The sequence below is a fragment of the Clostridium algoriphilum genome, assembly GCF_020443705.1.
Lineage (GTDB): Bacteria > Bacillota > Clostridia > Clostridiales > Clostridiaceae > Clostridium_AD > Clostridium_AD algoriphilum.
This window is the reverse complement of record NZ_JAIZZK010000002.1, coordinates 1-23,956: the sequence shown is the minus strand read 5'-3', so window position 1 is coordinate 23,956 and position 23,956 is coordinate 1. Positions and strand designations below refer to the sequence as shown.

At 29.8% G+C, this 23,956-nt stretch carries 27 protein-coding genes and 1 pseudogene; 5 read left to right on the top strand and 23 right to left on the bottom strand.

What is annotated here, in order from left to right:
- The first annotated feature begins 248 nt into the window (after nt 1–248).
- A complete protein-coding gene (gene ytaF / locus LGK95_RS02380) occupies nt 249–878 on the top strand; it encodes a sporulation membrane protein YtaF (RefSeq protein ID WP_226121839.1) in 630 nt (209 codons plus the stop codon).
- Nucleotides 879–916: 38 nt separating this feature from the next.
- Here ytaF and LGK95_RS22750 read toward each other — a convergent pair.
- The 4 genes and pseudogenes from LGK95_RS22750 to LGK95_RS02360 form a co-directional block, all read right to left on the bottom strand.
- A pseudogene (locus LGK95_RS22750) lies at nt 917–1,033 on the bottom strand (DUF255 domain-containing protein); the annotation flags it as partial.
- A gap of 161 nt (nt 1,034–1,194) precedes the next feature.
- Nucleotides 1,195–1,500, bottom strand: coding sequence for a hypothetical protein (locus tag LGK95_RS02370; protein ID WP_226121835.1), 306 nt, complete (start codon nt 1,498–1,500; stop codon nt 1,195–1,197).
- Nucleotides 1,501–1,748: 248 nt separating this feature from the next.
- Nucleotides 1,749–2,012: a hypothetical protein gene (locus LGK95_RS02365; protein ID WP_226121833.1), complete on the bottom strand. Its 264-nt coding sequence runs from the start codon at nt 2,010–2,012 to the stop codon at nt 1,749–1,751.
- A gap of 378 nt (nt 2,013–2,390) precedes the next feature.
- On the bottom strand, nt 2,391–2,693 hold the full coding sequence (locus tag LGK95_RS02360; protein WP_226121831.1) for a hypothetical protein: 303 nt from the start codon (nt 2,691–2,693) through the stop codon (nt 2,391–2,393).
- A 539-nt stretch (nt 2,694–3,232) separates the two neighbouring features.
- On the opposite strand from LGK95_RS02360, the gene LGK95_RS02355 reads away from it, so the two are divergent.
- Nucleotides 3,233–3,505, top strand: coding sequence for a hypothetical protein (locus LGK95_RS02355; RefSeq protein WP_226121829.1), 273 nt, complete (start codon nt 3,233–3,235; stop codon nt 3,503–3,505).
- 241 nt (nt 3,506–3,746) lie between these two features.
- Here the strand turns inward: LGK95_RS02355 and LGK95_RS02350 are convergent, their stop codons facing one another.
- Both LGK95_RS02350 and LGK95_RS02345 read right to left on the bottom strand, forming a co-directional pair.
- Nucleotides 3,747–4,754 (bottom strand): DUF3231 family protein, encoded by a 1,008-nt coding sequence (locus LGK95_RS02350; protein ID WP_226121827.1) that lies wholly within the window; start codon nt 4,752–4,754, stop codon nt 3,747–3,749.
- A 403-nt stretch (nt 4,755–5,157) separates the two neighbouring features.
- Nucleotides 5,158–5,529 carry a hypothetical protein gene (locus LGK95_RS02345; RefSeq protein ID WP_226121825.1) on the bottom strand — a complete coding sequence of 124 codons (372 nt, stop codon included), beginning with the start codon at nt 5,527–5,529 and terminating at the stop codon, nt 5,158–5,160.
- A gap of 206 nt (nt 5,530–5,735) precedes the next feature.
- On the opposite strand from LGK95_RS02345, the gene LGK95_RS02340 reads away from it, so the two are divergent.
- The gene (locus LGK95_RS02340; protein ID WP_226121823.1) at nt 5,736–5,918 is read left to right on the top strand and encodes an asparagine synthase; all 183 of its coding nucleotides are present in this window, start codon (nt 5,736–5,738) and stop codon (nt 5,916–5,918) included.
- A 264-nt stretch (nt 5,919–6,182) separates the two neighbouring features.
- Here LGK95_RS02340 and LGK95_RS02335 read toward each other — a convergent pair whose 3' ends face one another.
- From LGK95_RS02335 to ku, 6 genes are all read right to left on the bottom strand, one after another.
- Complete coding sequence (locus tag LGK95_RS02335; RefSeq protein ID WP_226121821.1) at nt 6,183–6,638, bottom strand: DMT family transporter; 456 nt, start codon at nt 6,636–6,638, stop codon at nt 6,183–6,185.
- A 102-nt stretch (nt 6,639–6,740) separates the two neighbouring features.
- Entirely contained in the window at nt 6,741–7,178 is a 438-nt protein-coding gene (locus LGK95_RS02330; RefSeq protein ID WP_226121819.1) for a helix-turn-helix domain-containing protein, read from the bottom strand.
- A 345-nt stretch (nt 7,179–7,523) separates the two neighbouring features.
- Entirely contained in the window at nt 7,524–7,715 is a 192-nt protein-coding gene (locus tag LGK95_RS02325; protein ID WP_226121817.1) for a hypothetical protein, read from the bottom strand.
- A gap of 235 nt (nt 7,716–7,950) precedes the next feature.
- Complete coding sequence (locus tag LGK95_RS02320; RefSeq protein ID WP_226121815.1) at nt 7,951–8,124, bottom strand: hypothetical protein; 174 nt, start codon at nt 8,122–8,124, stop codon at nt 7,951–7,953.
- A 33-nt stretch (nt 8,125–8,157) separates the two neighbouring features.
- Nucleotides 8,158–9,093, bottom strand: coding sequence for an ATP-dependent DNA ligase (locus tag LGK95_RS02315; RefSeq protein WP_226121814.1), 936 nt, complete (start codon nt 9,091–9,093; stop codon nt 8,158–8,160).
- Complete coding sequence (gene ku / locus LGK95_RS02310; RefSeq protein WP_226121812.1) at nt 9,093–9,905, bottom strand: non-homologous end joining protein Ku; 813 nt, start codon at nt 9,903–9,905, stop codon at nt 9,093–9,095. Before ku ends, LGK95_RS02315 begins: the two co-directional genes overlap by 1 nt.
- Nucleotides 9,906–10,204: 299 nt before the next feature.
- On the opposite strand from ku, the gene LGK95_RS02305 reads away from it, so the two are divergent.
- Complete coding sequence (locus LGK95_RS02305; RefSeq protein WP_226121810.1) at nt 10,205–11,275, top strand: M24 family metallopeptidase; 1,071 nt, start codon at nt 10,205–10,207, stop codon at nt 11,273–11,275.
- A gap of 209 nt (nt 11,276–11,484) precedes the next feature.
- On the opposite strand, the gene LGK95_RS22640 is transcribed toward LGK95_RS02305, so the two are convergent.
- The 6 genes from LGK95_RS22640 to LGK95_RS02275 form a co-directional block, all read right to left on the bottom strand.
- Nucleotides 11,485–12,024, bottom strand: coding sequence for a DUF6241 domain-containing protein (locus LGK95_RS22640; protein WP_226121808.1), 540 nt, complete (start codon nt 12,022–12,024; stop codon nt 11,485–11,487).
- 34 nt (nt 12,025–12,058) lie between these two features.
- Entirely contained in the window at nt 12,059–12,721 is a 663-nt protein-coding gene (locus LGK95_RS02295) for an ankyrin repeat domain-containing protein (protein WP_226121806.1), read from the bottom strand.
- A gap of 257 nt (nt 12,722–12,978) precedes the next feature.
- Nucleotides 12,979–14,121 carry an aldo/keto reductase gene (locus LGK95_RS02290; protein ID WP_226121804.1) on the bottom strand — a complete coding sequence of 381 codons (1,143 nt, stop codon included), beginning with the start codon at nt 14,119–14,121 and terminating at the stop codon, nt 12,979–12,981.
- Between the two features lie 195 nt (nt 14,122–14,316).
- Complete coding sequence (locus tag LGK95_RS02285; protein WP_226121802.1) at nt 14,317–14,718, bottom strand: hypothetical protein; 402 nt, start codon at nt 14,716–14,718, stop codon at nt 14,317–14,319.
- A gap of 215 nt (nt 14,719–14,933) precedes the next feature.
- Nucleotides 14,934–15,803, bottom strand: coding sequence for a LysR family transcriptional regulator (locus LGK95_RS02280; protein WP_226121800.1), 870 nt, complete (start codon nt 15,801–15,803; stop codon nt 14,934–14,936).
- A gap of 110 nt (nt 15,804–15,913) precedes the next feature.
- The gene (locus tag LGK95_RS02275) at nt 15,914–17,545 is read right to left on the bottom strand and encodes an NAD-dependent malic enzyme (RefSeq protein ID WP_226121798.1); all 1,632 of its coding nucleotides are present in this window, start codon (nt 17,543–17,545) and stop codon (nt 15,914–15,916) included.
- A gap of 292 nt (nt 17,546–17,837) precedes the next feature.
- On the opposite strand from LGK95_RS02275, the gene LGK95_RS02270 reads away from it, so the two are divergent.
- Entirely contained in the window at nt 17,838–18,728 is an 891-nt protein-coding gene (locus LGK95_RS02270) for a DMT family transporter (protein ID WP_226121796.1), read from the top strand.
- A gap of 285 nt (nt 18,729–19,013) precedes the next feature.
- Here LGK95_RS02270 and LGK95_RS02265 read toward each other — a convergent pair whose 3' ends face one another.
- The 5 genes from LGK95_RS02265 to LGK95_RS02245 all read right to left on the bottom strand — a co-directional run bounded on the left by LGK95_RS02265 (nt 19,014) and on the right by LGK95_RS02245 (nt 23,822).
- On the bottom strand, nt 19,014–19,154 hold the full coding sequence (locus LGK95_RS02265; RefSeq protein ID WP_226121794.1) for a hypothetical protein: 141 nt from the start codon (nt 19,152–19,154) through the stop codon (nt 19,014–19,016).
- Nucleotides 19,155–19,254: 100 nt separating this feature from the next.
- Complete coding sequence (locus LGK95_RS02260) at nt 19,255–20,433, bottom strand: transglutaminase domain-containing protein (protein ID WP_226121792.1); 1,179 nt, start codon at nt 20,431–20,433, stop codon at nt 19,255–19,257.
- A 374-nt stretch (nt 20,434–20,807) separates the two neighbouring features.
- Nucleotides 20,808–21,575, bottom strand: coding sequence for an endo alpha-1,4 polygalactosaminidase (locus LGK95_RS02255; RefSeq protein WP_226121790.1), 768 nt, complete (start codon nt 21,573–21,575; stop codon nt 20,808–20,810).
- The gene (locus LGK95_RS02250; protein WP_226121788.1) at nt 21,575–23,410 is read right to left on the bottom strand and encodes an HD-GYP domain-containing protein; all 1,836 of its coding nucleotides are present in this window, start codon (nt 23,408–23,410) and stop codon (nt 21,575–21,577) included. Before LGK95_RS02250 ends, LGK95_RS02255 begins: the two co-directional genes overlap by 1 nt.
- Nucleotides 23,394–23,822, bottom strand: coding sequence for a DUF2304 domain-containing protein (locus LGK95_RS02245; RefSeq protein WP_226121786.1), 429 nt, complete (start codon nt 23,820–23,822; stop codon nt 23,394–23,396). The genes LGK95_RS02250 and LGK95_RS02245 overlap by 17 nt, the downstream gene beginning before the upstream one ends.
- Nucleotides 23,823–23,956 lie beyond the last annotated feature (134 nt).

Sequence of the window (23,956 nt, the reverse complement as noted above, 5' to 3'; positions counted from 1 at the left end):
GCTACAGCAACTCCTTTCAAATATGTATTAATAATATTATGCCCAAGGTAACTACTTTAAGTCCTCAAAATAAAGAAGCAACATAACCTTATTACTTCTTTATAAATTATATAGGGAGTTTGAATTATATAAGAAAAACATGCATAAACATGTAGCTTCTTTTGAAGTCATTAAATTGGAATTCAGTAACCTTTTAATGAGTCCTATAATACTATAATCTCGTGATATCTTTACTTTGGAGGAATTATATGAACATTTTATCGATTTTTCTTTTTGCTATTTCCTCAAGCAGCGATAATCTTATTGTAGGGCTGAGTTATGGGGCTAAAAAAGTTAGAATAAATTTTATAAATAACTTTATGATATCCTTTATTTCTGGTATCGGTACTTTTTTAGCAATGTTATTTGGAAGAACGCTTTTGCAATTAATCCCCCTAAAATATTCAAATATAATAGGAAGTGGCATATTAATATTATTGGGCATATTTCTATTAATAAATTGGCTCAAAAAAAACATTGACAGCAAGAAAAGCACAGAAGAAGTTAATGAGGATGCATCAGGGTTTAAACACTATGAAAACACACTTAGAAACCCAGAAATAATAGATACAAATGACTCAAAAACTATAGACTTTAAAGAAGCTATTATCCTAGGAATTGTTCTTTGTTTAAATAATATTGGTTTAGGAATAGGGGCAAGTATTTCAGGGTTAAACATTTTTATAACATCTATATCCTCTTTGATTTTTAGCCTTGTATTTATACCAATAGGGTATTACATTGGTGAAAAGGTAATTTCTGATAAGTTATCAAGATATTCAGAAATAATTTCAATATGTATTATTTTAATTCTTGGGATGTATGATCTATTTGTATGAAGTCGGAATATTAATAAATTTATAAACGAGTAAAATAAATCTCCCCATGGAAACCAATTTACTAGGTTATATGCATGTTGCAGAAGGTATGGAGACTTTTCATTAATTAATCTATTAGGTTTTCTGTTTTGTTTAGTAGTATTATGTTTAGTCATAGCTACAACACCTCTTATCAAATATGTATTAATAATATTATGCCCAAGGTAACTACTTTAAGTCCCCAAAAATAAAGAAGCAACATAACCTTATTACTTCTTAATATTTGCCATAAATTTGTATAGGGGTTGTTGCATTTTATAAGAACATTGCGATTTAATCAGACATCGGGAAAGCCTAAAATATCGCCAATAATAAATGCTAAAACAACGAAACCTATGAAAATAGCCAGAAAAACCAGAACAGAGCGCTCTTTGTTTTTTATAATAGCTACAACACCTATAAAAAAAGCAATTACTGATGCAATGATTGATGTAGCTCCGAATATTGTTACTAACATGTCAGAAGTAATGACATGTAGCCTTTCAGCAAAAATATAAAAAAATATAGCTACTAATAAGAAAAAAATACTCAACCCTACTGCCCAATTACCCAAACGAGATTTTGGTAAAAAGCTAATTTTCATATTATCATCTCCTTCATAAATAGTATCCGTTTAAACCATAGCTTAATAATACACTTGGTATCAAACTTAAAAGTATTGACAACGGTAAAATGATTAATTTTATTGTTCGCCCCTTTTCAGTATGTTATTAATATACTTTCATGCTTAATTCTAAAGGTTATTTAGAAAATGTATCAATAATTCTTTATAACTTACTCCATCAACAATATTACTTTCGTTTCCTTGGTAAACAACGTTACTATGTATTCTTAGTGAGGATTTGTAAATTCACCTATAATCCAGAGAATGATTACCAGTCCTACTAAGATTGAAAGAAAACTCCCCATAAATCTGTCCCTTTTGATGATTGCTATGATGCCAACAACAAATCCTGTCAATCCCAACGCAGCAATAGTAAATGTAGGGACATGTATGCTGTATTGTATTTTAAAGAAAATTAAGATGATAAAAGCAATACTCAACACGGTAGCCCATTTCCCCAAATCAGTTTTCGGCAATAAAGTAATTTTCATTTTCTTCATCTCCCTTCTTGAAGAGTAAATTCTAAATTAAATACCAAAACATCCCCCCTGTAAACACAAATTATTATTCGTATATCGTATATTTACGATTGATGAAGTAATTATGAACATTACGTTCTATATGCATTAACAATATTATGCCCAAGGTAACTACTTTAAGTCCCAGATAATAAAGAAGCAATATGACCTTATTACTTCTTTATATGTGCCATAAATTTATATAGGGGTTGTTGCGTTATAGTTGTATATATTTCTATAAGTGTTAACGATTTTCCGTTCGTAAGGGAAGTTATTTCATCAGATTTGCTTTGATATTTTGAATGTATACCATCCATCTGTCAGCATTCTAATTACTAATTCTGTTAAAGTCTAATTATCCCTCTTATTTGAGCTCTTTTTACGAAATAAAGACAGCCCACCAAATCCACTAATAACTGCAATATAAAATCCAAAGTCATACCACCAGCCTGAATTTATTACTTCATAAATTCTAATGTTTTTGCTAACCAGCCCTATTATAAGTGAAATAGGTGAAATCCATCCATGCCAAATACCCCAAAAGAATCCTGCTGGATTTGAAGATGTATAGCTTCCATCTCCTGGAACACATCCTGTTAGTGTAAGTAAAATTGAAACAGTTATAATACTTAATATAAAAATTTTCTTTCTCATATTAAACCTCCTTTTAATCAAGATACTATCTTCTATTTTATTTAGAATAAATGGACAATATTCCACACTTGCCAAACAACTCTGGTTAATCCTGATTATTTATAACTATATTACTTAATAACCATTTAAAAGGCGCAAGAAAATAGCACTAAGAATTATGTACCAAGGTAACTACTTTAAGTCACAGAAAATAAAGAAGCAACATAACATAATTACTTCTTAATATGTGGATAAATTTAGATATGGATTGTTGCGTTATATAAGAAGAATGCATTCATATTAAGTAAATATAATGCTTATAATCTACATTTTTATAAATTTAATTAATGCGATCACTTTTAAAATGTTGATATATTTGCATTGATAATGATATCCATTAACTGTATATATATGGTAATGTTGGACATAATTACATATGGTACTTGAGTTTATTAAAAATTGTTAGTAGATATGCTATAAATTATGGTGAAGAAATTTGTAATATGGAACTACCATGTTTTAAATATATACGCCAAGTAAATTGACAGGAGTGTGTAATAATGAGTTTAACAAATAATGAAAAGTTAGAATTAATAAACAGTATTGAAATTTTAAGTTGTGCTGCTACTTCTAAAGAAAGGGCGTTCGCTTATACAATGGATAACGAAAAAAACCGAAAAATACTTTATAAATCAGGTATGACTGAAGCGGAAATAAATTATCAATGTTATAGAGGTTGTGGAGTTCTGGATTTAATTAATATTGGGTTCAAATATGCCAAATGTTTCAGTAAAGATAAAGGATTTTATAATGAAAAAGTAAAAATTCAATGATGAAAGTTTTGCATGTAAATCGCTTCTCAAACTAAAAGATGAACCTAAAGAATTTAAACCTTTGTTAATAAATTTGAATGCCTCTTCTCCCCACGGATTATGATTTAATATCATTAGATAAAATAAATGAAATAAAAAAAGCAGTAAAGATATATCCTCTACTACTCTTTCAGCTGGCGTTACACTCGTTTTTATAAAAAAATAACATTGTAACCTTATCTATGTCCCTATATTTATTCTTTTATTTTGTAAGCTGATTTCGGTCTTCCATTTGAGGCGGTTCTTCCATCCATTTATGTTCAATCATTAGTTTTCCACCTTTTTTTGCATAACCAAATGTATCCTTTGCAATAAGTGAAAGTTTAGTATGTAAATCACTTCTCATACTAAAAGACGTACCTAAAGCATTATAACCTATTGCTGAGCTAGATATTAAACTAGTTGTATACATCATCAGTTTATCTGAATAAGGCGTCTTAGTTGAATCTGTAGCTTTACCTGCCCATGTGCTCGGGGGCTGGATATCACTTTGTGATAATATATTACTTAAATTAGTGATAATTTTTTTTGCTAATTCTTTACCCTCTAAAAAGTATTTTTTAACCTCATTATCTGTTGCAACTTGTGAAAATCCTGTCATCAACTGCATACCAAAAATGTTATCTTCAATAGCTTCATTAAGAAAACCAACCTCAATTGTATTTAATGAGCGTTTATCAGAAAATATATTTGTTCCACTCATATAATTTTTATCTTCAATAAATTCTACTTGTTTTGGCATAGCTACATATGGTGGTCTTGCAAGCACTCCTTTTCCTAATAGATAGTCTGTTGATATAACATAATATTTATTAGCAATATCATAGTTAGTCTTTAATATATCTTGAACTTCTTTCATATATGACATAGCTGAAAATACAGCAGAATGACCAAAATTTAATTTCATCATTTGGCGAAGAGTCATTATATTAAAAATGTCATCAAATAGAGCAGGTGCTTCCCTTACAATATCGCGTTCATCAAACCCTATTGGGATAACTGCTTTTTCATTATTAAATACAGACACAATTTTATCTTTTACACTTTGTCCTTCATTAATATAGGTGATTATTATGTTTTGAGCCTCTTTATTTATAGTTTTATCTTTCATAAATTCACACTTTATTATCGTTGCGCATGTTGATTGATAAGTCATCCATAATATACCTAGTTCTGATGAAGTTAATTGTATTTTTGCTTCAGTTGTCATTTATATCCTTCTTTCTATTAAAATTTATAATATGATAAAAACAGGATTTTATATATCTTTCTTATAAGTACAAAGATATCTTAAATAATATATCTTAAAATTTCAATTGATATTAATATAACCCATTTATAAATATTCTATTCTTATATATTTTTGAATACTGCTTTGCTCTCCCTTTTGAATACGTAGTTTAGATTAGTCTATATAAGCATTCTTAAATCACTCTTAAAAGAAGTAAGTGTCAAAAGTGTATATGTTAAGCCAAACGTACAACTATTTAAACTCAGCAGAAAGCTAAAACGCGAACAAAAGACAAAGCAGATAAGTTAATATCTGCTTTGTTAGTTATTGGTGTTGGGTATGATTTTTGTGTTGAAAGATTACTTGATTGCAATTTTCTTATTTAATAATATTTGTATAAGTAATCAGTTATACTTTTATATTGCCCTTTTGTTATTACATTCAAATTCTCCATTACTGCTAAAATACTGTTTCTTATTTCATCCTGAACACCATTTGAACCATACATACCTTCACCTTTCAAAATATCACATAAATGAATTATACCCCACGATATTTTACTAGGTTCACATTCTTTTATATTTATATTTATTTCATTTTCATAAAAAGCACCATGTAAATAATCATATGCATTTAAAGTATCCGCTCTTGTCCAATTTTTACCATCCATAAATAAATCAATTAATTTCGTTGTATATACGCCCATTTTTTCTCCCTTCTCTGCATTCTCTTTATATATATATTTATTTTTCAAAATGAAAGTTATGACAAAACATAAAATATTCTAATTTAAGAACAACTACATTTATAATTGTTATATGTACTATTTAATTTAATAATCACTTTTATGTTTTAACTCAAATAAATATGACTTAACTAATATATAGAAAATAATACATGTTTAAAATTAGTTTTTTTATATAAAATATATATTAATATAAATATATTAGGAGGGCTAATATGGTTCGAGAAGGAAAAATACCACTCACTTTAGGTATAATAGTCACTGGAGCTGGAATAGCAATGCTTGTAATGGAAGTGGCACCTATGGTTGGTGCTGGAGTAGTAGGCTTCGGTGTAGCGCATATTGTACTTGGTTCAATCGATTTGATTCAGCATAAAAAGCACATTAATTTTCGTTAATTTGATAATTTAGACAGTTTCAGTTGTCAAAAACAAAAGCCTGAAGCTAGTATTTAAACTAACCTCAGGCTTAAAATTATTGTAATTCCCATTATTAAATTTTAAATAAAATCCACTTACAAGTTTATCTGTACTAAATGCAGATAAACTATTCATAATTTAAGTATCTATATATTGTACATATAAAATATATAGATCGAAACTTACCATGTAATATGAGTATTGGACAATTTGCAAAAATTAAGATTTAAATGTATGTCTCTATTAATGAGTTTGAATAATATAAACACCTAAGACTAATAAAATAATTCCTAGTGTTCTTAGTGGAGTTAGTAAATGAATTGGATTTCCTAATAACCCAAAATGGTCAAATATAACAGCAAGGATTATTTGTCCACATATAATAAGACTAAACATATTGGCAAATCCAATTTTAGGAGAAGCGAATATGGTTGTAAATATATAAAATGCTCCAAATAACCCTCCTATGTACATCCACCAACTTGTATTTTTAATATTATTAGCAGTTGGCAATACGCTAGAACCAATTATTACAGTAGAGAAAAATACTATTGCAAGACCTAGAGTTCCTACACCAAAGCTAATAAGGGATGAAAGTATAGGATTTCCTATTTTTGAACGAAGTTGACCATTTATACCAACCTGTAAGGTTACTGCAAATCCAGATACCAATGCTAGTAAGTAATATATAAATACCACACTTTACCCTCCAATACTTTTATTTTTTGATTTACTCACAATGGTTTTATGCTCACACTTATTCACAACCTCACGACTTTAAATTTCACCTTTTCCATTGCTTTATTTTTCTTCCTTCTGCTTATCTAGATATGCTTTGTATAGCAAATCTTTGAGAACCAAAATTGTATTATCTAAAGAATAATTATATGTTGTCATCATCTCTTTTATCATCTTAGTAAATATGTTATGATATTGCTTATAATCTACAGTGTTTTGATATTCCCCAAGAATAGGATAAAGTTTAGTCCAGTCAACAACATAACTATTTGAACTCTGCATAGATACTTCAGCTGTCATTGACTTATCATCCCTCAATAGATAATCACAACTTACCTTCAGCACTTCAGCTAATTTCGAAACTTTTGCAGTTTCTGGAAAAGCTAAATTAGATTCCCATTTGGAAATAGTCTGCCTTGTAACTACTAATAATTCGGCTAATTGGTCTTGTGTTAAATTTATATTTTTTCTTGCCTTAGCTATTTTTTCGCCTATTTTCATTTTTCTATCCCCTTTCGACTTTATGCTTTAATTGTAGCATTCTGCAGTAAAAAGACAAACCTACTCAGTGTTTCTAAAAGCAACCTGTAGTTGACATTCTTCTATCTCATAAGAATATTGTAATAACTTATGAAAATTATAGCATTATTTTACATGATTCTATATACTTTTATAAATATCTCCATATACATAGTTGCTTTAGTTAATCATAATTATTATATAACTATATTACTTAATAACAATATAAAAAAGCCATACCGAAGTATAGCTTTAAGCTTATTTATACTATTAAATTATTACTAGAGGTTTACCAAGCTCAACATTTTAACTATACTTGCAAATAGTCTACATTAAGTAGGTAGTTTTATGGTAAACCTCATCAGTTTGGTGTTTTTGCCTTCTATTATAACTTCTTCTTCCTTTTTTAGCAGGTTTAATTCCTATTCCCCGTCCAATTTCTGAAGTTGTAAATTTTCTACAATTTAATTGTAATGCATTTATGTCTATTGTCATTGATTTACTCTTTTTCATTTTCATGTTTTAGACCTCCAATAAATTATTTATATATATATCATACTATAGAAATACAGCTAAGTAAATATTTAAAAAAATATTTTAAAACATAAAAACCCACCATTAAGATGGGTTTTTTTTATGTTATATTAAATTGGTAAATTCATGAAGACACATCAGATTCCCATATATTATTTCATCATCCACACTATATAATTTTAGATGCCTACTCTAAATTTATACTAGCTTCAGGCTTCTTTTATTTTTTTATATATATTTTGTTTTCATTTGTTTCTTTGATAAATGTTGTAGCTTCTAAAAGCTTATCTTTTAAATATTCAATTTCCTCTGTTTGATCTTTAATAAGAGTTACCATTTGAGAAATTTCATATATTGCGTCGTAAGAAAACTCTTTAGCTTGTTTTAAATCCATAATTACCTCCTGTGGTTCTACATAGCATTGATGCTAATTAAGTAAACAATCTTTAGGGTCTTTATCATCTCTTAGACCTTTAAATACAGGTTGCCTCAACGAGCCCTTAGAAGTTTTCATCATGAATATTACGGTGCACACTAGGCTAGGTTCTATCCACATCGCATTATCATTCCCTGAAGGCAAATCATTAAAAGGTTGCATGCTTATTTCAGGCATGGATTTTATTATGTGAAAATCTGCTGTTGATATTCCTAGAGTAACATGTCCTTTGTATAACAATTGTTTGCTCAAATATTGACCAAGTACTACGCTAATTACACCATTCTCTTTAAAAATATAACCACACACTACAAAGTCATCATCCAAAAGATTCTTGATTTTTATCCATTCCTTAGTTCGTTTATCTAAATAATATTTACTTTCTTTTCTCTTAGCGACTATGCCCTCTAATTGCTTTTGCTTAGCAAGCTGATAAAATTCAACTCCACGTTCCTCGATATATCGAGAAATAGCAATGCGTTCATTTTCCTTAACTACCTTATCTAGTAACTTTTTACGTTGCATCAAGGGCAAATCTGTGACAGCATGATCTTCATAGTAAAGTATATCAAATGCGATAAAACTGGCCGGTAATTTAGATGACGCAAGATGGATTTTAAAGGTGTTTGACATTAAAGACCGCCTCTGAATCTCAAAGAAATCAGGCTTACCATCCTTAACAACAATCAATTCACCATCTAAAATGCAACGTCGTTTGATCTGTTTGTGTATGTTAGTCAGTTCTGGAACTTTTACAAGCATCCTCATATTTCGTTTGTTGCGCAGTTCAGTAACATCATTATCCAAGTAAGCAATACATCGTTCCCCATCTAGCTTTAACTCAAAAATATATTCAGGGCTGTCAAACGCATCTTGCATTTCACCAATTAGCATAGGCTTTATGTTTTTACTCTCAAATAGATCCATTATGCACCTTTTGGAATTCTTTTCTTCTTTACCTTAGGCTTCGGAGCTTCTTTAACTTTATTTTGCTCAATGCTCGCCTTCAATGCATCCATAAGATTAATTATATTACTTGGAGCTTCCGACTTAGATGCAACAATATCTTGCCCGGATATTTTTGTTTCAAGTAATTCTCGTAGCTTTATCTGATACTCATCCTTATATTCTGCTGGATTAAAGGGAGTAATCATTGAGTTAATAAGGGTATTTGCCATTGTAAGTTCAGCCTCTGACAACTCGGGTTTATTATAAGTTTTGGGTAGGTCTTTAATTTCATCTTCATAAAACATTTTGGAAATTAATATTCCATCTTCTCGTGGAATGATAGCAAGTAAAGTCTCCCTTGTCCCCATAACAGTTTTGCCAATGGCAATCTTTTGCTCGGACATAAGAGCTGCACGTAAAAGCTCAAAAGCTTTATCACCACCAGCATCTGGGATTGCTTGATATGTTTTGTCATAGAAAATGGGAGATATTTGATTTAGTTGTGCAAAGTGCAATATCTGTATGGATCTTTCTTTTTCAGTTTTAATTTTTTCTAAATCATCATCTGTTACAACTACATAATGCTCTTTATCATATTCATATCCTTTAATGATATCTTTTGTTGTAACTTCTTTACCACAATGACCACAAGTCTTCTTGTATTTTATTCGCGAGTTATCCTCTTTGTGGAGCTGGTTAAAATGAATGTCGTTATCTTGTGTAGCAGTATACATGGATATTGGAATAGCAACAAGACCGAATGAAATTACTGTTCTATGGGCTATAGCCATTATTAACACCTCGCTTTTTTAATAGTATAACCAAAGTGTAATCTCTTTACTAAATTGTTTTTAATGAACAAAACTTAAGTTGGATGAAGGAGTTGCAAATATGTGCTATAGATAATACAAAATAAAGGAATAATAAAGTTAATCTAGAATGTTATATACTAAAGATGACGTTCAAGTAAAAGTGAGGTTTTGCGAAATGGTATATATTTTTCAACATTATATTGTTTCCTTACTCAAGCGTTTGAAGTGTGTAGTAATCATATTATGAGTTTTTCAAAAAACGATTATGGGGGAAAAATATGTATAAGGAAAGAATATTAAAGTTAAGAGATTCAATGAAAGCTAAAGACATTGATGCTGTACTTCTTGTAGGAGATCCTAACAGAAATTATTTAAGTGGGTTTACAGGAAACGAGAGTTACTCAGTTATAACTGAAAATAAAGCATTTTTCATTACAGACTCGAGGTTTACTGAACAGGCAAAGCAACAGGTTAAGAACTATGAAATATTAGAACACTCTAAAAACCTTCCAGATTTTTTAGGCGAATTAGTTAAAGATAATAATATAAAAAGACTTGGCTTTGAAGAAGATATACTTTCCTTTAGTGATTATAGTCTTTATAAAAGTAAAGTTCAGTGTGAATTCGTTCCTATAGAGAAGATAATTGAGACTATAAGAACTATAAAGGACGAATCAGAACTAAAGTTAATAAAAAAAGCAGCCCAAATTGCAGATGAGGCTTTTGGACATCTACTTAAATTTATAAAATCTGGAATGACAGAAAGAGAAATAGGACTTGAGCTTGAATTTAAAATGAAAAAATTAGGAGCACAAGAATTATCTTTTCCTTCCATCATCGCATCTGGTGTTAGATCAAGTTTACCACATGGGCAGGCTACAGATAAGGTTGTAAATGAAGGTGAATTTTTAACTCTTGACTTTGGGTGTGTTTACAAAGGATATTGTTCTGATATGACAAGAACAATTGTAATTGGAAAGCCATCAGAAAAAATGGTAGAAATATATAACACTGTACTCGAAGCTCAAAAACTGGCTTTAAGAACTTTTAAACCGAATATACCTGCCACAAGTGTAGATAAAATTGCAAGAGATTATATAGAAGACAAAGGTTATGGAGAGTACTTTGGACATAGTCTTGGCCACGGTGTAGGAAGAGAAATCCATGAAGCACCTACAGTTGGATATGGAAACAAGCAACTACTACAATCAGGTATGGTAGTAACAGATGAACCAGGAATATATATACCGGGATTTGGTGGAGTACGAATAGAAGATCTTCTTGTAATCACTGAAAATGGATCAGAAGTACTGTCTAATTCACCAAAGCACCTAATATGCATAGACTAAACAAATATAATAAAATTAAAAGTTTATAATATTATAATAGCTTTAAATTACTTGAATTATATTTTAAGTACAACCTACACTTATGTAAACATATAGCCACCTGCTGGAATCAATATCCAACATGTGGCTATATACTATTTTACGGGGGTTGTATTAATCCAATTTGTATTTGATAGGAGATGTTTTAAAGTTTCAGCATAGCCTTTATTCTATTGACTATTCTCTTTCTTTGCTTTTGCCACAACTTTCGCCCATTTTGGTATTGCTGCCACATCTACTCCAGTTGCTACTCCTACAGTTCCTTGTAAATTACCCCACACATAATTATGGTCTTTGTCTGCTTGCGTAAAGTCACCGGCTGCCCATTTATTAAGTATTGCAAGTACGTCGTCTTTGTCTGAAAATTGGGAAACGGTTACTTCTTTAGTTAACGATGCAATTTTGGCTTCCGTGATTTCTTCTTTCGTCCGCACATCGTCAGCGATTACAACTGAATTAATCATATTATGCATATCATTGTATATATCATACTCAATTCGTTGGTGGTTCTTAATTGCCTGAGCATCTTCCGTTTCCTTCCGTAATGCCACCATCTTAGCTGATTGGGTTGCAGCTTTTGAGTTCTTAGACTGAACTATAAACCCAAATGCTGCAGTTACAATCAGAACCGCCCCAATGAATATTGACATTACTATTTTTGAAACTCCTCTTTTTCTAAATCTTAATATTTTCGTTTTATTTTTTACCACCCTGTATACCCCTTTCATACTTTAGTTTTCTAAGTTAATTAGGTAAAATTGCCACGATATACTTTGCTACCTCTATAGCTGTTTCATCAGTTTCACCATCTCCTGCAAAAACCATAGTATCAGCGTTAGACCCCTTACTTAATAACAAATTCATCATTGATTCACTTTTAATAACTGATAAAGGAGTACTTTTCTGAGCATCCATTGTATTTAAATTTGCCTCCTTACTAATCAAGAGTTCTACTATATCTTTATTATCTGTTTTAACTGCTTCTTCTAGTGCTGTTTCTCCATCATTATCTTTAGCATTAATATCTTTGATTTTTGGTATTACTAGATTAACGAGGTCAATTCTATTTGTTTCTACTGCAAGTATTAAACATGTTTTTTCAGATTTAACTAGAGTATTTATATCTGCATTTTCACTTATAAGATACTTTGTTAACTCTAAATTTTTCATTTTGATTGATTGTGAAATTGGAGTGAATCCTAACTCATCTTTCGAATTAATATTTACACCCTTTTGAATTAACTTTTTTACAGATGAAATATCATTATTTTGTATTGCCGCAAACAATTTTCTTTCATTTCTTGTCGTAGATATATGGCTACCTATTTTGTTATTTCCAAATGATATGACAAACATTGAAGATATTATAATAAAACCACTTAATACCACTAATATTATCTTTCTCATATTTTTGTATTCCTCCATTATTTGTATAAAGTTCATTGATTTAACTAATTCTACGATATATATTAAATTCCTTTATTTTTATGTTCCTTATTCATCTCATTCACCAACTAATTTTCTGTAGTATTTGTTTACCTTAAAGCTCAATGCTAATTTTTTTAAAATAATCGTATAAAAAAATTAGCTATACACATTCACTCGTGTATAACTAATTATATATTTCAGTTTAATTTTTTTCTTAAATATAATTATTTTAAATCCTATTCAAATAATGTTTTAACGTTTTTTAATTCCGCGCGTATTGAAATTCCTTGTGGACAATGAGTTTCACATTTACCACACTCTACGCAATTCGATGCCTTTTGCTTAGATGTAAGAAATCGGTTGTAATTCTCCTCTTTGCCAAACATATGGTAATTATTATAAAAAGTAAAACATCCAGGAATATTCACACCTGATGGACATGGCATACAGTACTCACAAGCTGTACAATTAACTTTTACTTTTTCCTTAATAATCGTTTTAACCTCAGCTATTAGATTTAATTCTTTTTGAGTTAATGAATTTGCTTTCGTTTCGCTTGCTGTTTTTATATTCTCTATAATTTGGTTCATTTCATTCATTCCGCTTAAAACTACTGCTACTTCTGAGTGGTTCCATACCCAACTTAACGCCCAATCAACTGGTGTTCTTTTTATATTGGTCTTATCAAATACCTTATAAGCCTCTGCCGGAAGATTAGATGCTAGCTTACCACCTCTAAGCGGTTCCATAATTGTAATTCCTAAGCCCTTTTGTGAAGCATACTTTAAGCCTTCTGTTCCAGCCTGAAAATCTTCATCTAAATAATTGTACTGAATTTGGCAAAATGACCAATCATAATAATCAACTATTTCTTTAAAAAGATCCAGTTTATCATGGAATGAAAATCCTGCATGCTTTATTCTTCCATCTTTTATAGCTTGGTCTAAAAATTCAGAAATACCTGCTTCTTTAAGCGTTGCCCACACTCCAGCATTAAGCGCATGAACTAAGTAAAAATCTATACTATCTGTCTCAAGTCTTTGTAATTGCTCATTTAGGTATTTGTCCATATCTTCTCTTGTTTTTATAAGCCAACTAGGAAGTTTTGTAGCAAGTTTAACTTTCTCTCGGTAACCATCTTTTAATACTTTTGCTACAAATGGCTCACTTGCACCACCTTCTTGCATTCCTGTTCCATGATAAGGATAAGCAGTGTCTATATAATTAACCCCTTCATCAATAGCAAAACGAACTAACTTTATTGCTTTTTCTTCATCTATTTTAGTCGGATCTCCTCCTGGAAGAAGTGGAAGCCTCATACATCCAAATCCCAAAGCTGAAACCATTTCATTTGTCTTCCCAAACTTTCTGTATAACATTATAACTCCTCCTTTAAGTAAATAGTACTATTCCCCCTAAGTTAATAAGCCACATAAAATTATTTTTATGTGGCTTATTTTATATAGAATATTATAACATAGCTATCATGCAAAAATGATTATTTTATAAGAAATGAAAAAGCAAACTAACGAAAGACAATATCTTTACTTAGTTAAAAATAAATATTTTTATTATTACATATATTTTTTATAAAGACTACAAAAGCCTTTCAAAAAACCTATATAGAATTCTTGTGGAATAGGAACTTCTGGAAATAAATTAGTAAGTCTCTCGAATTTTTTAACAGCGAGAACGTTTATATTTTTAATAGAATATGGTAGTAGACCCTTTTCTAAAAGATTAAGATACGAAATTAAGCCTACTTCGAAACCATTTATTTCATAAGGGTGTATTTCTCCTTTTTCTTGTCCCTCGTCCCTATAAAAGGCTTCAACAAATTGATGAATAACTGACAAAGAATCTTTTTGAGTTTCTTTAATTTCATTATTTTTTTCAGTATCTATACTACCTTTCATTTCTTTAATGTCTTCAATATAAACCTCATATTCCTTTTTTAAGTCAATTATTTTACCCATTAGCTATACCTCCTTATTGGTATTTTACATTTCCACGTGTTGCTGCTTTATTCTCTGTACTATTATTAATATTCGGTTAATTTATAATTGCTATGATTATTTTCATTTTATGCATGAATTCATACTAAATCTCATAAATATTATCTATATTTGGTATAAAAGTATTGTATAAACAGATGTTAATAAACAAATTAAAATAGTAGCCAAGTTTAACCTCAGCTACTAAGTATTATTTTCATTATCTCTTCTTCCTTTGTAGTCATATAATGTTCTTTTTTTGTAGCAATAGATATGTAGAAATTTATAGCAGGAACTAAAGGTACTGTTTTTATAGATTCCATATTTTCAACTGCCATGTTAATCATTATTCCTATACCAAGGCCTGATGCTATTAGAGAATTAGCTGTTTGTATTTCAGCTGTGAAATATAAATTTTTAGTGGAAACACCTTTCTTTAAACAAAGATCTTTAAACACTTGATTATGAATATATGAATCGCCTAAGACAATAAAACGCTCATCTTCGATCTCATTAAAGTTAATTTCATCTTTGCCTAAAAATTGATTACTATTATTTGTACAAACCATAAATCGATCTATTTTTAGAATAGTAGCATTAAGCATATTATCTTTTATAGGAGAAGTTGAACCTATTAATGCAATATCTGCTTCACCAGAAACTAGTAATTTTTTCATATCTGCGGAACCCGTTTCGACAAGTTCAATGTCGTCAACAAGACCCCTTATATCTAAAGCCTTCATAATTGACGGAAAAAAATAACCACCAATCATTGGTGGAACCCCCAATTTAATTTTTGCTCCACTTATTCTTGATATTTCGAGTTTTGCTTCTTTTATTTCATTGAGTACATTGTATGCTCGTTTCTCAAGGATTTTACCTGCTTGCGTTAACGAAAGTTGTGCTTTAGATTGATTTCTAATTATAAGTGTTTCCCCTAGTTCTTTTTCTATTCTATGTAGTGCCATTGTTATTGAAGGCTGCGAAACAAAAAACTCTTGTGCAGTTTTTGTAAAATTTTTATTTTGGCACAAATAATAGAAGTATTCCAAATCTCTTATGTTCATTTATCACAACTCCTTAAAAAATGAGCATACACTATTAATTTATTTTAAGCAAATAATGTACCAAATCACAAATTACTATAGGAACTATTCCTATAGTAATTTAGTATAACTTATTTATAGATTGGTTCCCATATATTATCTTCCACTGCCTTCTTAGCATCTGTAATTTCTATACGATTTAACCCCTCTTTAACTGCTTGCTTCACCACAGCAATTGCAACAAGTTTTGATGCTTGTCTAAGTTTTTCAACTGATGGTAAAATTGCAGCTCCGGTCTTTGAAAAATCTTGAAGAGAAGCAATTCCATGAGCTGCAGCTGATAACATTCCATTGGATACAGTTTTAGCTTTTGCAACTATTATACCAAGTCCTAAGCCTGGGTACAGAAGTGCATTATTAGCCTGACCAATGGTATATGTTACCCCATTATGAATTATTGGCTCGGATGGACTTCCTGTTACTACCAATGCCCGACCATCTGTCCAGTTTATTAAGTCTGTAGCTTTTGCCTCTGCAAGTTTTGTTGGATTTGAGATAGGCATAATAGCAGGTTTCTCATTTAATTCTGCCATTTTTCTTATGGCTTTTTCTGTGAAAGCACCACGAACCCCAGAAGTTCCAATAAGTACTGTGGGTTTAACAGCAGCTACTATTTCTGCGAGATCTGTAAGTGGTTTTTCAAATTCACCAATGCTTTTTGAATATTTTTTTTGACCCTCAGTAAGATTTTCCATATCTTCAGTAATAAGACCAAAACGGTCAACAAGATAAAACTGTTTTATTGCTTCTTCATAAGTTAATCCGCTCTGGATTTTTTCAATTAATATCTGATCTGATACACCAACACCTGCAGTGCCGCCACCAAAAACTAATATTTTATGGTCTCTAATTGGTATCCCAGTTACCTTTGCAATAGCACTCATTGCTGAAACCATCATAACTCCAGTTCCTTGTATATCATCATTAAATGTACAAATCTTTGATTTGTATTTATTAAGAATAGCACTTGCGTTTCCACGTCCAAGGTCTTCCCAGTGAAGAAGTACCCCTGGAAATAAATCATTAGAAATCTTTACAAATTCATCTATAAAATCATAGTACTTTCCTCCAATTACTCTCTTGTGTTTATTCCCGATATAGAGTGGATCATTTAGGAGTATCTCGTTATTTGTTCCAGAATCAATTACTATAGGAAGAACATTTTTAGGATTTACACCTGCAGCTACTGTATATACGGCCAGTTTTCCTATGGCTATGTCAACTCCTTGAACACCCCAATCACCTATTCCAAGTACACCTTCACCATCTGTCACAACAATAAGTTTTATTTCATCAAGATCTTTTAAAGAATTCTCAATAGATTTTTTAATGTCTTCAGGATGATCTACTGAAAGAAAAACAGCATCCTTTGGAGTATCGTAATTTTTTGAATAATTTATTACTGAATCACCTATAGTTGGAGTATATATTATAGGAAGAAATTCAGTAATGTGTTTACCAATAACATAGCAAAAAAGCGTTCTGTTAGTATCATATAAATTCATTAAGTAATTACGTTTTTCTAATTTATCTTCAAAATCTTTAGTTCTTAGATAAATTATCTGTTCTTGTTCCTCAATAGTTCTTACTATGTTTGGTAATAACCCTATAATTTCATACTTTTTTCTTTCATCTTCTGTAAAAGCGATTCCTCTATTTAAGAAAGGGTTTCTTAATAATTCTTGACCTTTTAAATTTATCATTTATTAACACTCCTTTGAATATTAAATGTTTTTGTTCCATTTATATAATGTAGAAATTATTAAATGTATCCTAGCTACGTCTCTTTCATTATTAACAATGATCTTTTTTCTTTAACTATATTATACATTCATATATTTCATTTTAGAAATATAGATTATTTATAGTGTTATAAATGTTTTTTATAACGCTACAAAATTGTCTATATCAATGACTATCATTTGACATTGTCAAATAATCTCATTATAATTATATAAAATATTAATTAGTCCAAACTAGGCTAGGAGGAATTAGATGAAAAACAAACTTAATATTATTAGTGCTATGATTATTTTTGGAAGCTTAGGAGTTTTTATAAAGAATATAAACCTGCCCTCCTTGGAAATTGCTTTTTTAAGAGCTATTATAGGTAGCATATTTTTACTCCTTGCAGGTCTTATAATGGGACAAAAAATATCGTTTAAAGTAATAAAGAAGAATATATTAATTCTCATTTTGTCTGGAGTTGCTTTAGGTTTTAACTGGATTCTTTTATTTCAGGCATACAAATATACCACTATTTCAAACTCAACTTTGAGTTACTATTTTGCTCCTGTATTTGTAATAATGCTAGCCCCTATAATTCTTAAAGAAAAACTCACAATCACAAAAATTCTCTGCGTTATTATGGCTATGTGTGGACTGTTCTTAATAGTTAGTATAGGAAGTAATAACCCATCGGGCTCGTACAATCATATAGTTGGAATAATGTATGGACTCGCCGCCGCCGTATTATATGCTAGTATTATTTTAATGAATAAGTTTATAAAAAATTTATCTGGCTTTGAAACAACGCTAATTCAATTATCTGTATCTGCTTTAGTATTACTTCCAAGCATTGTTTATCGTGGCAATCTTAATTTAAGTAAAATAGGTTCTAAAGCTTGGATTTTTATATTAATGATTGGAATCCTTCATACAGGAATCGCGTATCTAATGTATTTCTCTTCAATAAAAGAATTAAAGGGACAATCTATAGCTATCTTAAGCTATATTGACCCAATATCTGCTGTAATTATAGCTTCAATTTTTTTAGGCGAAACTATAACATTTGTTAAGATAATTGGAGGAGTACTTATTTTAGGTTCCACATTTTTAGGTGAATTCTTAGAAACTAAATTTACACACAATACTGTTGAACTCTAGGAATAATCATTAAAAGTTTGCTGAATGTTAATGTTAATATAATATCCCTTTAACATTAACATGCTATTATTTATATAAGACGAAGGAGAGTGAATTTAATGAGTAATAAAAATATTATTATAATTAGTAAGGATGTTATTGATGAATGTCTTGCTGATTCTATTGAAAAAGCAGGCAAATAAAAAAACAAGTCTCACATTAAAAATGTAAGACTTGTTTTTTTATTTGCCTGCAACTTTTTTAATTTATCATTAAATCAATTCTATGTTCTGTCCATAACGTTCTTTATTTTATAAATACTACTTCATTACAGTTCTTGCATACTAATATTAAAGTAGAATCCTCACATGTTCTAAATTCATATCTTTCAATTTTCTTATCAGTTTTTATATCCTCAACATTACCACATTTACAAATTAATTTCATCTTGTCCCTCCTACTAAGCTGCTCGCTTCATTTATTATACCATAATTTGGTAATAATTGTTGTAAATGTGATAACTTTATATGCATTTATTACCTTGCATCTACCTATTCCTTATGGATATTGCGTTTGATTGCAGTTTATTCACTGATGTCTTAGTGACGTAAAGATATTTAGTATTTGTTTTGGCCGTAGCCCATAGGGATGAATACCCCTTTTTTACTGTTACTATAGATATTGGTTTTGCTCCCTTTAATGCAGCAGGATTAGAGGGATATACAGTAATTATGTCTCCCTTTGCAAGTCCTTTCACGTATAATTTACCTTTTTCAACTGACATGTAACGTGCTACTACAGAGTGAGATTGTACTACTGGTGATTTAGGTATAACTACGTCAGTAGACTTAATATATGACTTAGCAGCAATTGGATATAATGAATTCATCCAAACATGACTAGGCTTCATTTGAACATCACTACGCAAAGAATAAGTTTCATATACCCTTCCACTTAAGTCTGGCAATGGATCATTCCAAGTTGTGTCTAAATGATACCAACTACCTGCTACTTTCACCATATTCCAAGCATGTTTACCATCAGCAATTCCTAGAACTATTCTAGACTCTACACCTGCATCTGTGAGCATTCTGTAAGCTAGTAAAGAATAACCCATGCACATGCTTTTTCCACTTCCGAGTAGTGCTTCGTATGCTGTGTTATTTTTATTATTGTAAGAAATATCATAAGCTACCTTCTTACATATATATGAATTTATAGCCTTTATTCTTTGCCCCTCAGTCATACTAGGTGTTATTATTTGGCTTAAAACCTCTTTAACTTTTGTATTTACCTTAGCTACTTGCTTTGCAGTCTCTGTATAATCAAATCCGTATGTTAAAGAGAAATGTGTATTAGATAAAGTCGGTGTTGACGCTCCATCATAATGATAACCCTTTAATAGATTTTTCTCATAATCACTCCCCGCTGTCTTAGCAGCAGTTGTTACTACTTCAAGCAAAAATGCATTATAGTTTGGAATAGTTTCTGATCCCTTATAACTTATATTGAGTGAATCCTCCCTATGTCCAATTGCATAAGCCACTCTAGCCCTAAACGCAGTAATAGTTGTTACAGTATACACTGGCGATTTAATTGATTTATTTACTATTGATATTGAACCAGTCTGAGCTGCTTGTACTAAATTACCTATAGTCGAAGCTGTTATACTCATCGTTAAAGCTAAAGATAATAATACTTTATTTGTTTTATAATTATGTAACATAAAACCCCTCCTTCACTTTATAGCCATGAAAAGGATACCTCTTTAACTTATATCAAATAAATAACAAAAATCATAACCTGCTTAATTCTCTTAAATTATAACTAATGTTATTCTCCCTACTGTATATTAACTTAATATAAGTATATCATAAGCAATTACAAATTATAGCAACAAATTATCAATAACACAACTTAAACATTTCATCCATTCAACTACTGTCAGTTATTTTTATCCTTATCCATGCAGTGATATCCCTTCCATTTTGATAGTGGAAGTTTTTTAAACCAAGATAAATTAATCAGTAAAAATATAACACCCCCAGCTATAACCTGCCCTGGATATGTCCATAAATTATTAACCGGTATTTTTTAAATTTAACAATAGCTTTCTGTTTTATAAATTAAGAAATTATTTATTTTTGCTATTTTTTCTGCAAGATTAATCTTAGCAAACTCTTGTGATGTAAAACTATTTTCCTCATAAAGTAATAAAACCTTCATTTGCTCTTTAGATAAATTAGTTAACTTACCTGTAATGTACTTAATCCAATCAGAATTATTAATATCCCAGAGCCTTGGGTTTTCCCAGCATACCCCATCAATAAAATTAAATGTACTTTCTATAAGTTTGTTAAATCCGTTATTTTGAATTATTATAATATCCTCGTACTGCTCTCTAATTTTTGTTATAAAATCTACAGCTCCACAAATTAAAGACTCTTGTTGTTGTTCATTAAACACTGAAAATTCAACATCTCCCATGGTATCAAGAAATATGCCATCATAATTACTATTTAGGATCAAATTGCCAATATGATGCATTAAAATTGAAATCCACCGCTCAGATTTTAAGTTTATCAAATAGGTATTAAATTCTTTGTTCATAACACGATTATTATCTATTTTAAGAAAATCCTCTTCTCTTAAGAATTTATAATGTGGAAAAGCTTCAATTATTTCTACTACACTTACATAAGCTATCACTAAGGTTCCTTTAGCTTGCATTTCTTTAACACTAATCTCATTTTGACCTAAAGGTTCAACTATAGTTAAATCATATTTAGATAACTCTTCACTGTTACCAATTCCATAAAACAATGAAAAATTTTTAATATTTTTAAAATCATGTCTTTTACTTATCATTACGACTTCATCCTATATAAATACTCAGTACGAACAAAACAATCTTCACATTTATTCCCATGTTTGATACAATTCGCACCCCCAAACTCCCAACAATTTTTAGTAGTATTCTTATATGCAGGACAGTTGATACAAATATGCTCTGGAGAGCAACGCATATCCCAACAATTCCCTAACGCACAATTTTTATTTTTGAAAATCTTTTCTTTTTTCTCAAACCAACTAATAAATGCCTCTACTACTTTTTCATCTAGTTGAGTTCCACTCGCTATTTTTAATTGATTTAGTGCTTCCTCAAAAGAAATTGCTGATCTATAATCACGGCTCATAATTTTCGCAAGAAAAGTTTGAATCACAAATATAATTCTTGCACCTAATGGTATTTCTTCTCCCTTTAACCTAGAGGGGTAACCGTACCCATCATAACGTTCATGATGATGTCTTATATAAGCCGCTACTTGAACATTCCCAAGAGTTGCTTCAATTATTGCTGCTCCTGCTTGCGCATGTAATTTCATATTTTCATACTCTATTTCATTATATTTACCTTTTTTATTTAGCAACTGATCTATCAAGCCTATAACACCAATGTTACTTAAATAAGCTGCAAGAGAAATATCCTCTATCTCTTCCTTTGACAGGTTCATTTCTTTTGCAATAACAAATGCATAACGGTACATTAACTCAGAATATGACACTGTGTTTTTGCTTAAATTATCAATAAGTTTTGCTAAAGTTTTTAAAATATCTTTATAAGAATATGCTATACGTTGATAGTTAATGTGATTATTAATTAAATCTCCCATCCTCTTTGATAATATTTTAATTGCAGCAATTTGGTGATCCTTAGAAGATAGACTATCTTTATACCAAAAAACTGACAATCCAATTCCTTTTTCTGAATTTACCTTTACAAATAAAAGTTCTTCTATTCCGTCAGTAACAAAATAGGGTGGTATCTTAAAGAAGTCCTTATCTTTTTTAGTTAAAAAAATCATATCCTTATCAATGATTAAGTCAAAGAGCAAAGACTGGGTTTGGGTATCTCTTATTAATAACTCTTGTTTTTCAGTTTCTAATCCTATAATTTTCTCTACCTGAAAAGTACCTTTATCCTCTGAAAGAAATAAGCCTCCATTTGCATTAATGGATTTCACTGCTATGTTCAAAAGTATTTCCATCATTTCTTTTATATCAGAAAAAACATTAGAAATATTTTTTACAGCATTTTCTGAAGAGACTATTTGCTTAATCTTATTTTTATTTTCCTCTTTCTCAAGTAAAAAGTCTAAAATTCTATTGATTCTTAAACTTAACTGCTGTAAATCCCTTAATTCTCTTGAAGATATTTTTGAAATAGGTCCAATTAATATTAATCCCTTTTCATTTTTAAAAGGCACTAAAATTAGTGGTACTTCTCCTTGTTTTAAAAAATTTATTTCTTCAGGTATTTTGTCACTGCTTAATACGGCGGGCATACTAAATTTTTCTTTTTTGTATGGTAATAATCCACTATAAGAAGGATTAATAGTAATATTACCATCCAGCATACTTCTGGCTGCCTTTAAAATATAGGAACTATTTTTATAATCATTAACATAAAAAGCATAAGTAGGAGCTTTAACTATTTGAGTTAAAACAGAAAGTAACTCCATTAAAGAATCGTCTAAATTATTACTTATTTTAATTGAGTTTAGAATTTTGTCAATAATGAAATCTCTCTTTTTTAATTCCTTCATTTTATTATTCTTAATAATAAAAATTACTACCATAGTAAAAACAATTATTAATAAAAATATTATAATATACAAACTAAAACTATTTATTATCCCCATTTATTCTATGCTCCTCCTCAATTAAATCATTTTCAAAGTTATCGTCCTTTTTATAATCCAACTTGAAATTTACATTTTCTGCATGTTCTGTTTCTTTTACCACCATATTTTGAGCTAGTTCTCTAACCTGGTTATTTAGCATTGATATTTGAATGGAATGATAAAAACAAATAAATAGTAATATTAAAATAGCAAGTAAAAACAATATGGAAGGTGGATAATCTACACCAAGTAATCTAGCAAAAACGTCTAAAATTTTAGGAAATATAGAAATTATAAAAATTCCCATAGCACTAATTAACCAAATCAAAGATATTCTTTCACTAAATTTTTTATTAATAAGCAATTTTATTATAGCTACAGAAAAAGAAATTCCACAAATTAAAATACTAAACCGTATGTTTAAGCTCATACCTTAACCTCCTTATTAAATGCGATAGTGTTAACACTATCTTTGTTTTATTTATTTGAATCCTTGCATTAGCAAGGGTTTAAGCTACTTTTATAATAAAAAAAACAATGACCCCCTCTATTTGTTATAATTGT

Excerpts from the sequence above, each read along its gene's own strand:
- ytaF (WP_226121839.1), top strand. The coding sequence starts at position 249 with ATGAACATTTTATCGATTTTTCTTTTTGCTATTTCCTCAAGCAGCGAT.
- LGK95_RS02370 (WP_226121835.1), bottom strand. The coding sequence starts at position 1,500 with ATGAAAATTAGCTTTTTACCAAAATCTCGTTTGGGTAATTGGGCAGTA.
- LGK95_RS02365 (WP_226121833.1), bottom strand. The coding sequence starts at position 2,012 with ATGAAAATTACTTTATTGCCGAAAACTGATTTGGGGAAATGGGCTACC.
- LGK95_RS02360 (WP_226121831.1), bottom strand. The coding sequence starts at position 2,693 with ATGAGAAAGAAAATTTTTATATTAAGTATTATAACTGTTTCAATTTTA.
- LGK95_RS02355 (WP_226121829.1), top strand. The coding sequence starts at position 3,233 with ATGAGTTTAACAAATAATGAAAAGTTAGAATTAATAAACAGTATTGAA.
- LGK95_RS02350 (WP_226121827.1), bottom strand. The coding sequence starts at position 4,754 with ATGACAACTGAAGCAAAAATACAATTAACTTCATCAGAACTAGGTATA.
- LGK95_RS02340 (WP_226121823.1), top strand. The coding sequence starts at position 5,736 with ATGGTTCGAGAAGGAAAAATACCACTCACTTTAGGTATAATAGTCACT.
- LGK95_RS02330 (WP_226121819.1), bottom strand. The coding sequence starts at position 7,178 with ATGAAAATAGGCGAAAAAATAGCTAAGGCAAGAAAAAATATAAATTTA.
- LGK95_RS02325 (WP_226121817.1), bottom strand. The coding sequence starts at position 7,715 with ATGAAAATGAAAAAGAGTAAATCAATGACAATAGACATAAATGCATTA.
- LGK95_RS02320 (WP_226121815.1), bottom strand. The coding sequence starts at position 8,124 with ATGGATTTAAAACAAGCTAAAGAGTTTTCTTACGACGCAATATATGAA.
- LGK95_RS02315 (WP_226121814.1), bottom strand. The coding sequence starts at position 9,093 with ATGGATCTATTTGAGAGTAAAAACATAAAGCCTATGCTAATTGGTGAA.
- ku (WP_226121812.1), bottom strand. The coding sequence starts at position 9,905 with ATGGCTATAGCCCATAGAACAGTAATTTCATTCGGTCTTGTTGCTATT.
- LGK95_RS02305 (WP_226121810.1), top strand. The coding sequence starts at position 10,205 with ATGTATAAGGAAAGAATATTAAAGTTAAGAGATTCAATGAAAGCTAAA.
- LGK95_RS02295 (WP_226121806.1), bottom strand. The coding sequence starts at position 12,721 with ATGAGAAAGATAATATTAGTGGTATTAAGTGGTTTTATTATAATATCT.
- LGK95_RS02290 (WP_226121804.1), bottom strand. The coding sequence starts at position 14,121 with ATGTTATACAGAAAGTTTGGGAAGACAAATGAAATGGTTTCAGCTTTG.
- LGK95_RS02285 (WP_226121802.1), bottom strand. The coding sequence starts at position 14,718 with ATGGGTAAAATAATTGACTTAAAAAAGGAATATGAGGTTTATATTGAA.
- LGK95_RS02280 (WP_226121800.1), bottom strand. The coding sequence starts at position 15,803 with ATGAACATAAGAGATTTGGAATACTTCTATTATTTGTGCCAAAATAAA.
- LGK95_RS02275 (WP_226121798.1), bottom strand. The coding sequence starts at position 17,545 with ATGATAAATTTAAAAGGTCAAGAATTATTAAGAAACCCTTTCTTAAAT.
- LGK95_RS02270 (WP_226121796.1), top strand. The coding sequence starts at position 17,838 with ATGAAAAACAAACTTAATATTATTAGTGCTATGATTATTTTTGGAAGC.
- LGK95_RS02265 (WP_226121794.1), bottom strand. The coding sequence starts at position 19,154 with ATGAAATTAATTTGTAAATGTGGTAATGTTGAGGATATAAAAACTGAT.
- LGK95_RS02260 (WP_226121792.1), bottom strand. The coding sequence starts at position 20,433 with ATGTTACATAATTATAAAACAAATAAAGTATTATTATCTTTAGCTTTA.
- LGK95_RS02255 (WP_226121790.1), bottom strand. The coding sequence starts at position 21,575 with ATGATAAGTAAAAGACATGATTTTAAAAATATTAAAAATTTTTCATTG.
- LGK95_RS02250 (WP_226121788.1), bottom strand. The coding sequence starts at position 23,410 with ATGGGGATAATAAATAGTTTTAGTTTGTATATTATAATATTTTTATTA.
- LGK95_RS02245 (WP_226121786.1), bottom strand. The coding sequence starts at position 23,822 with ATGAGCTTAAACATACGGTTTAGTATTTTAATTTGTGGAATTTCTTTT.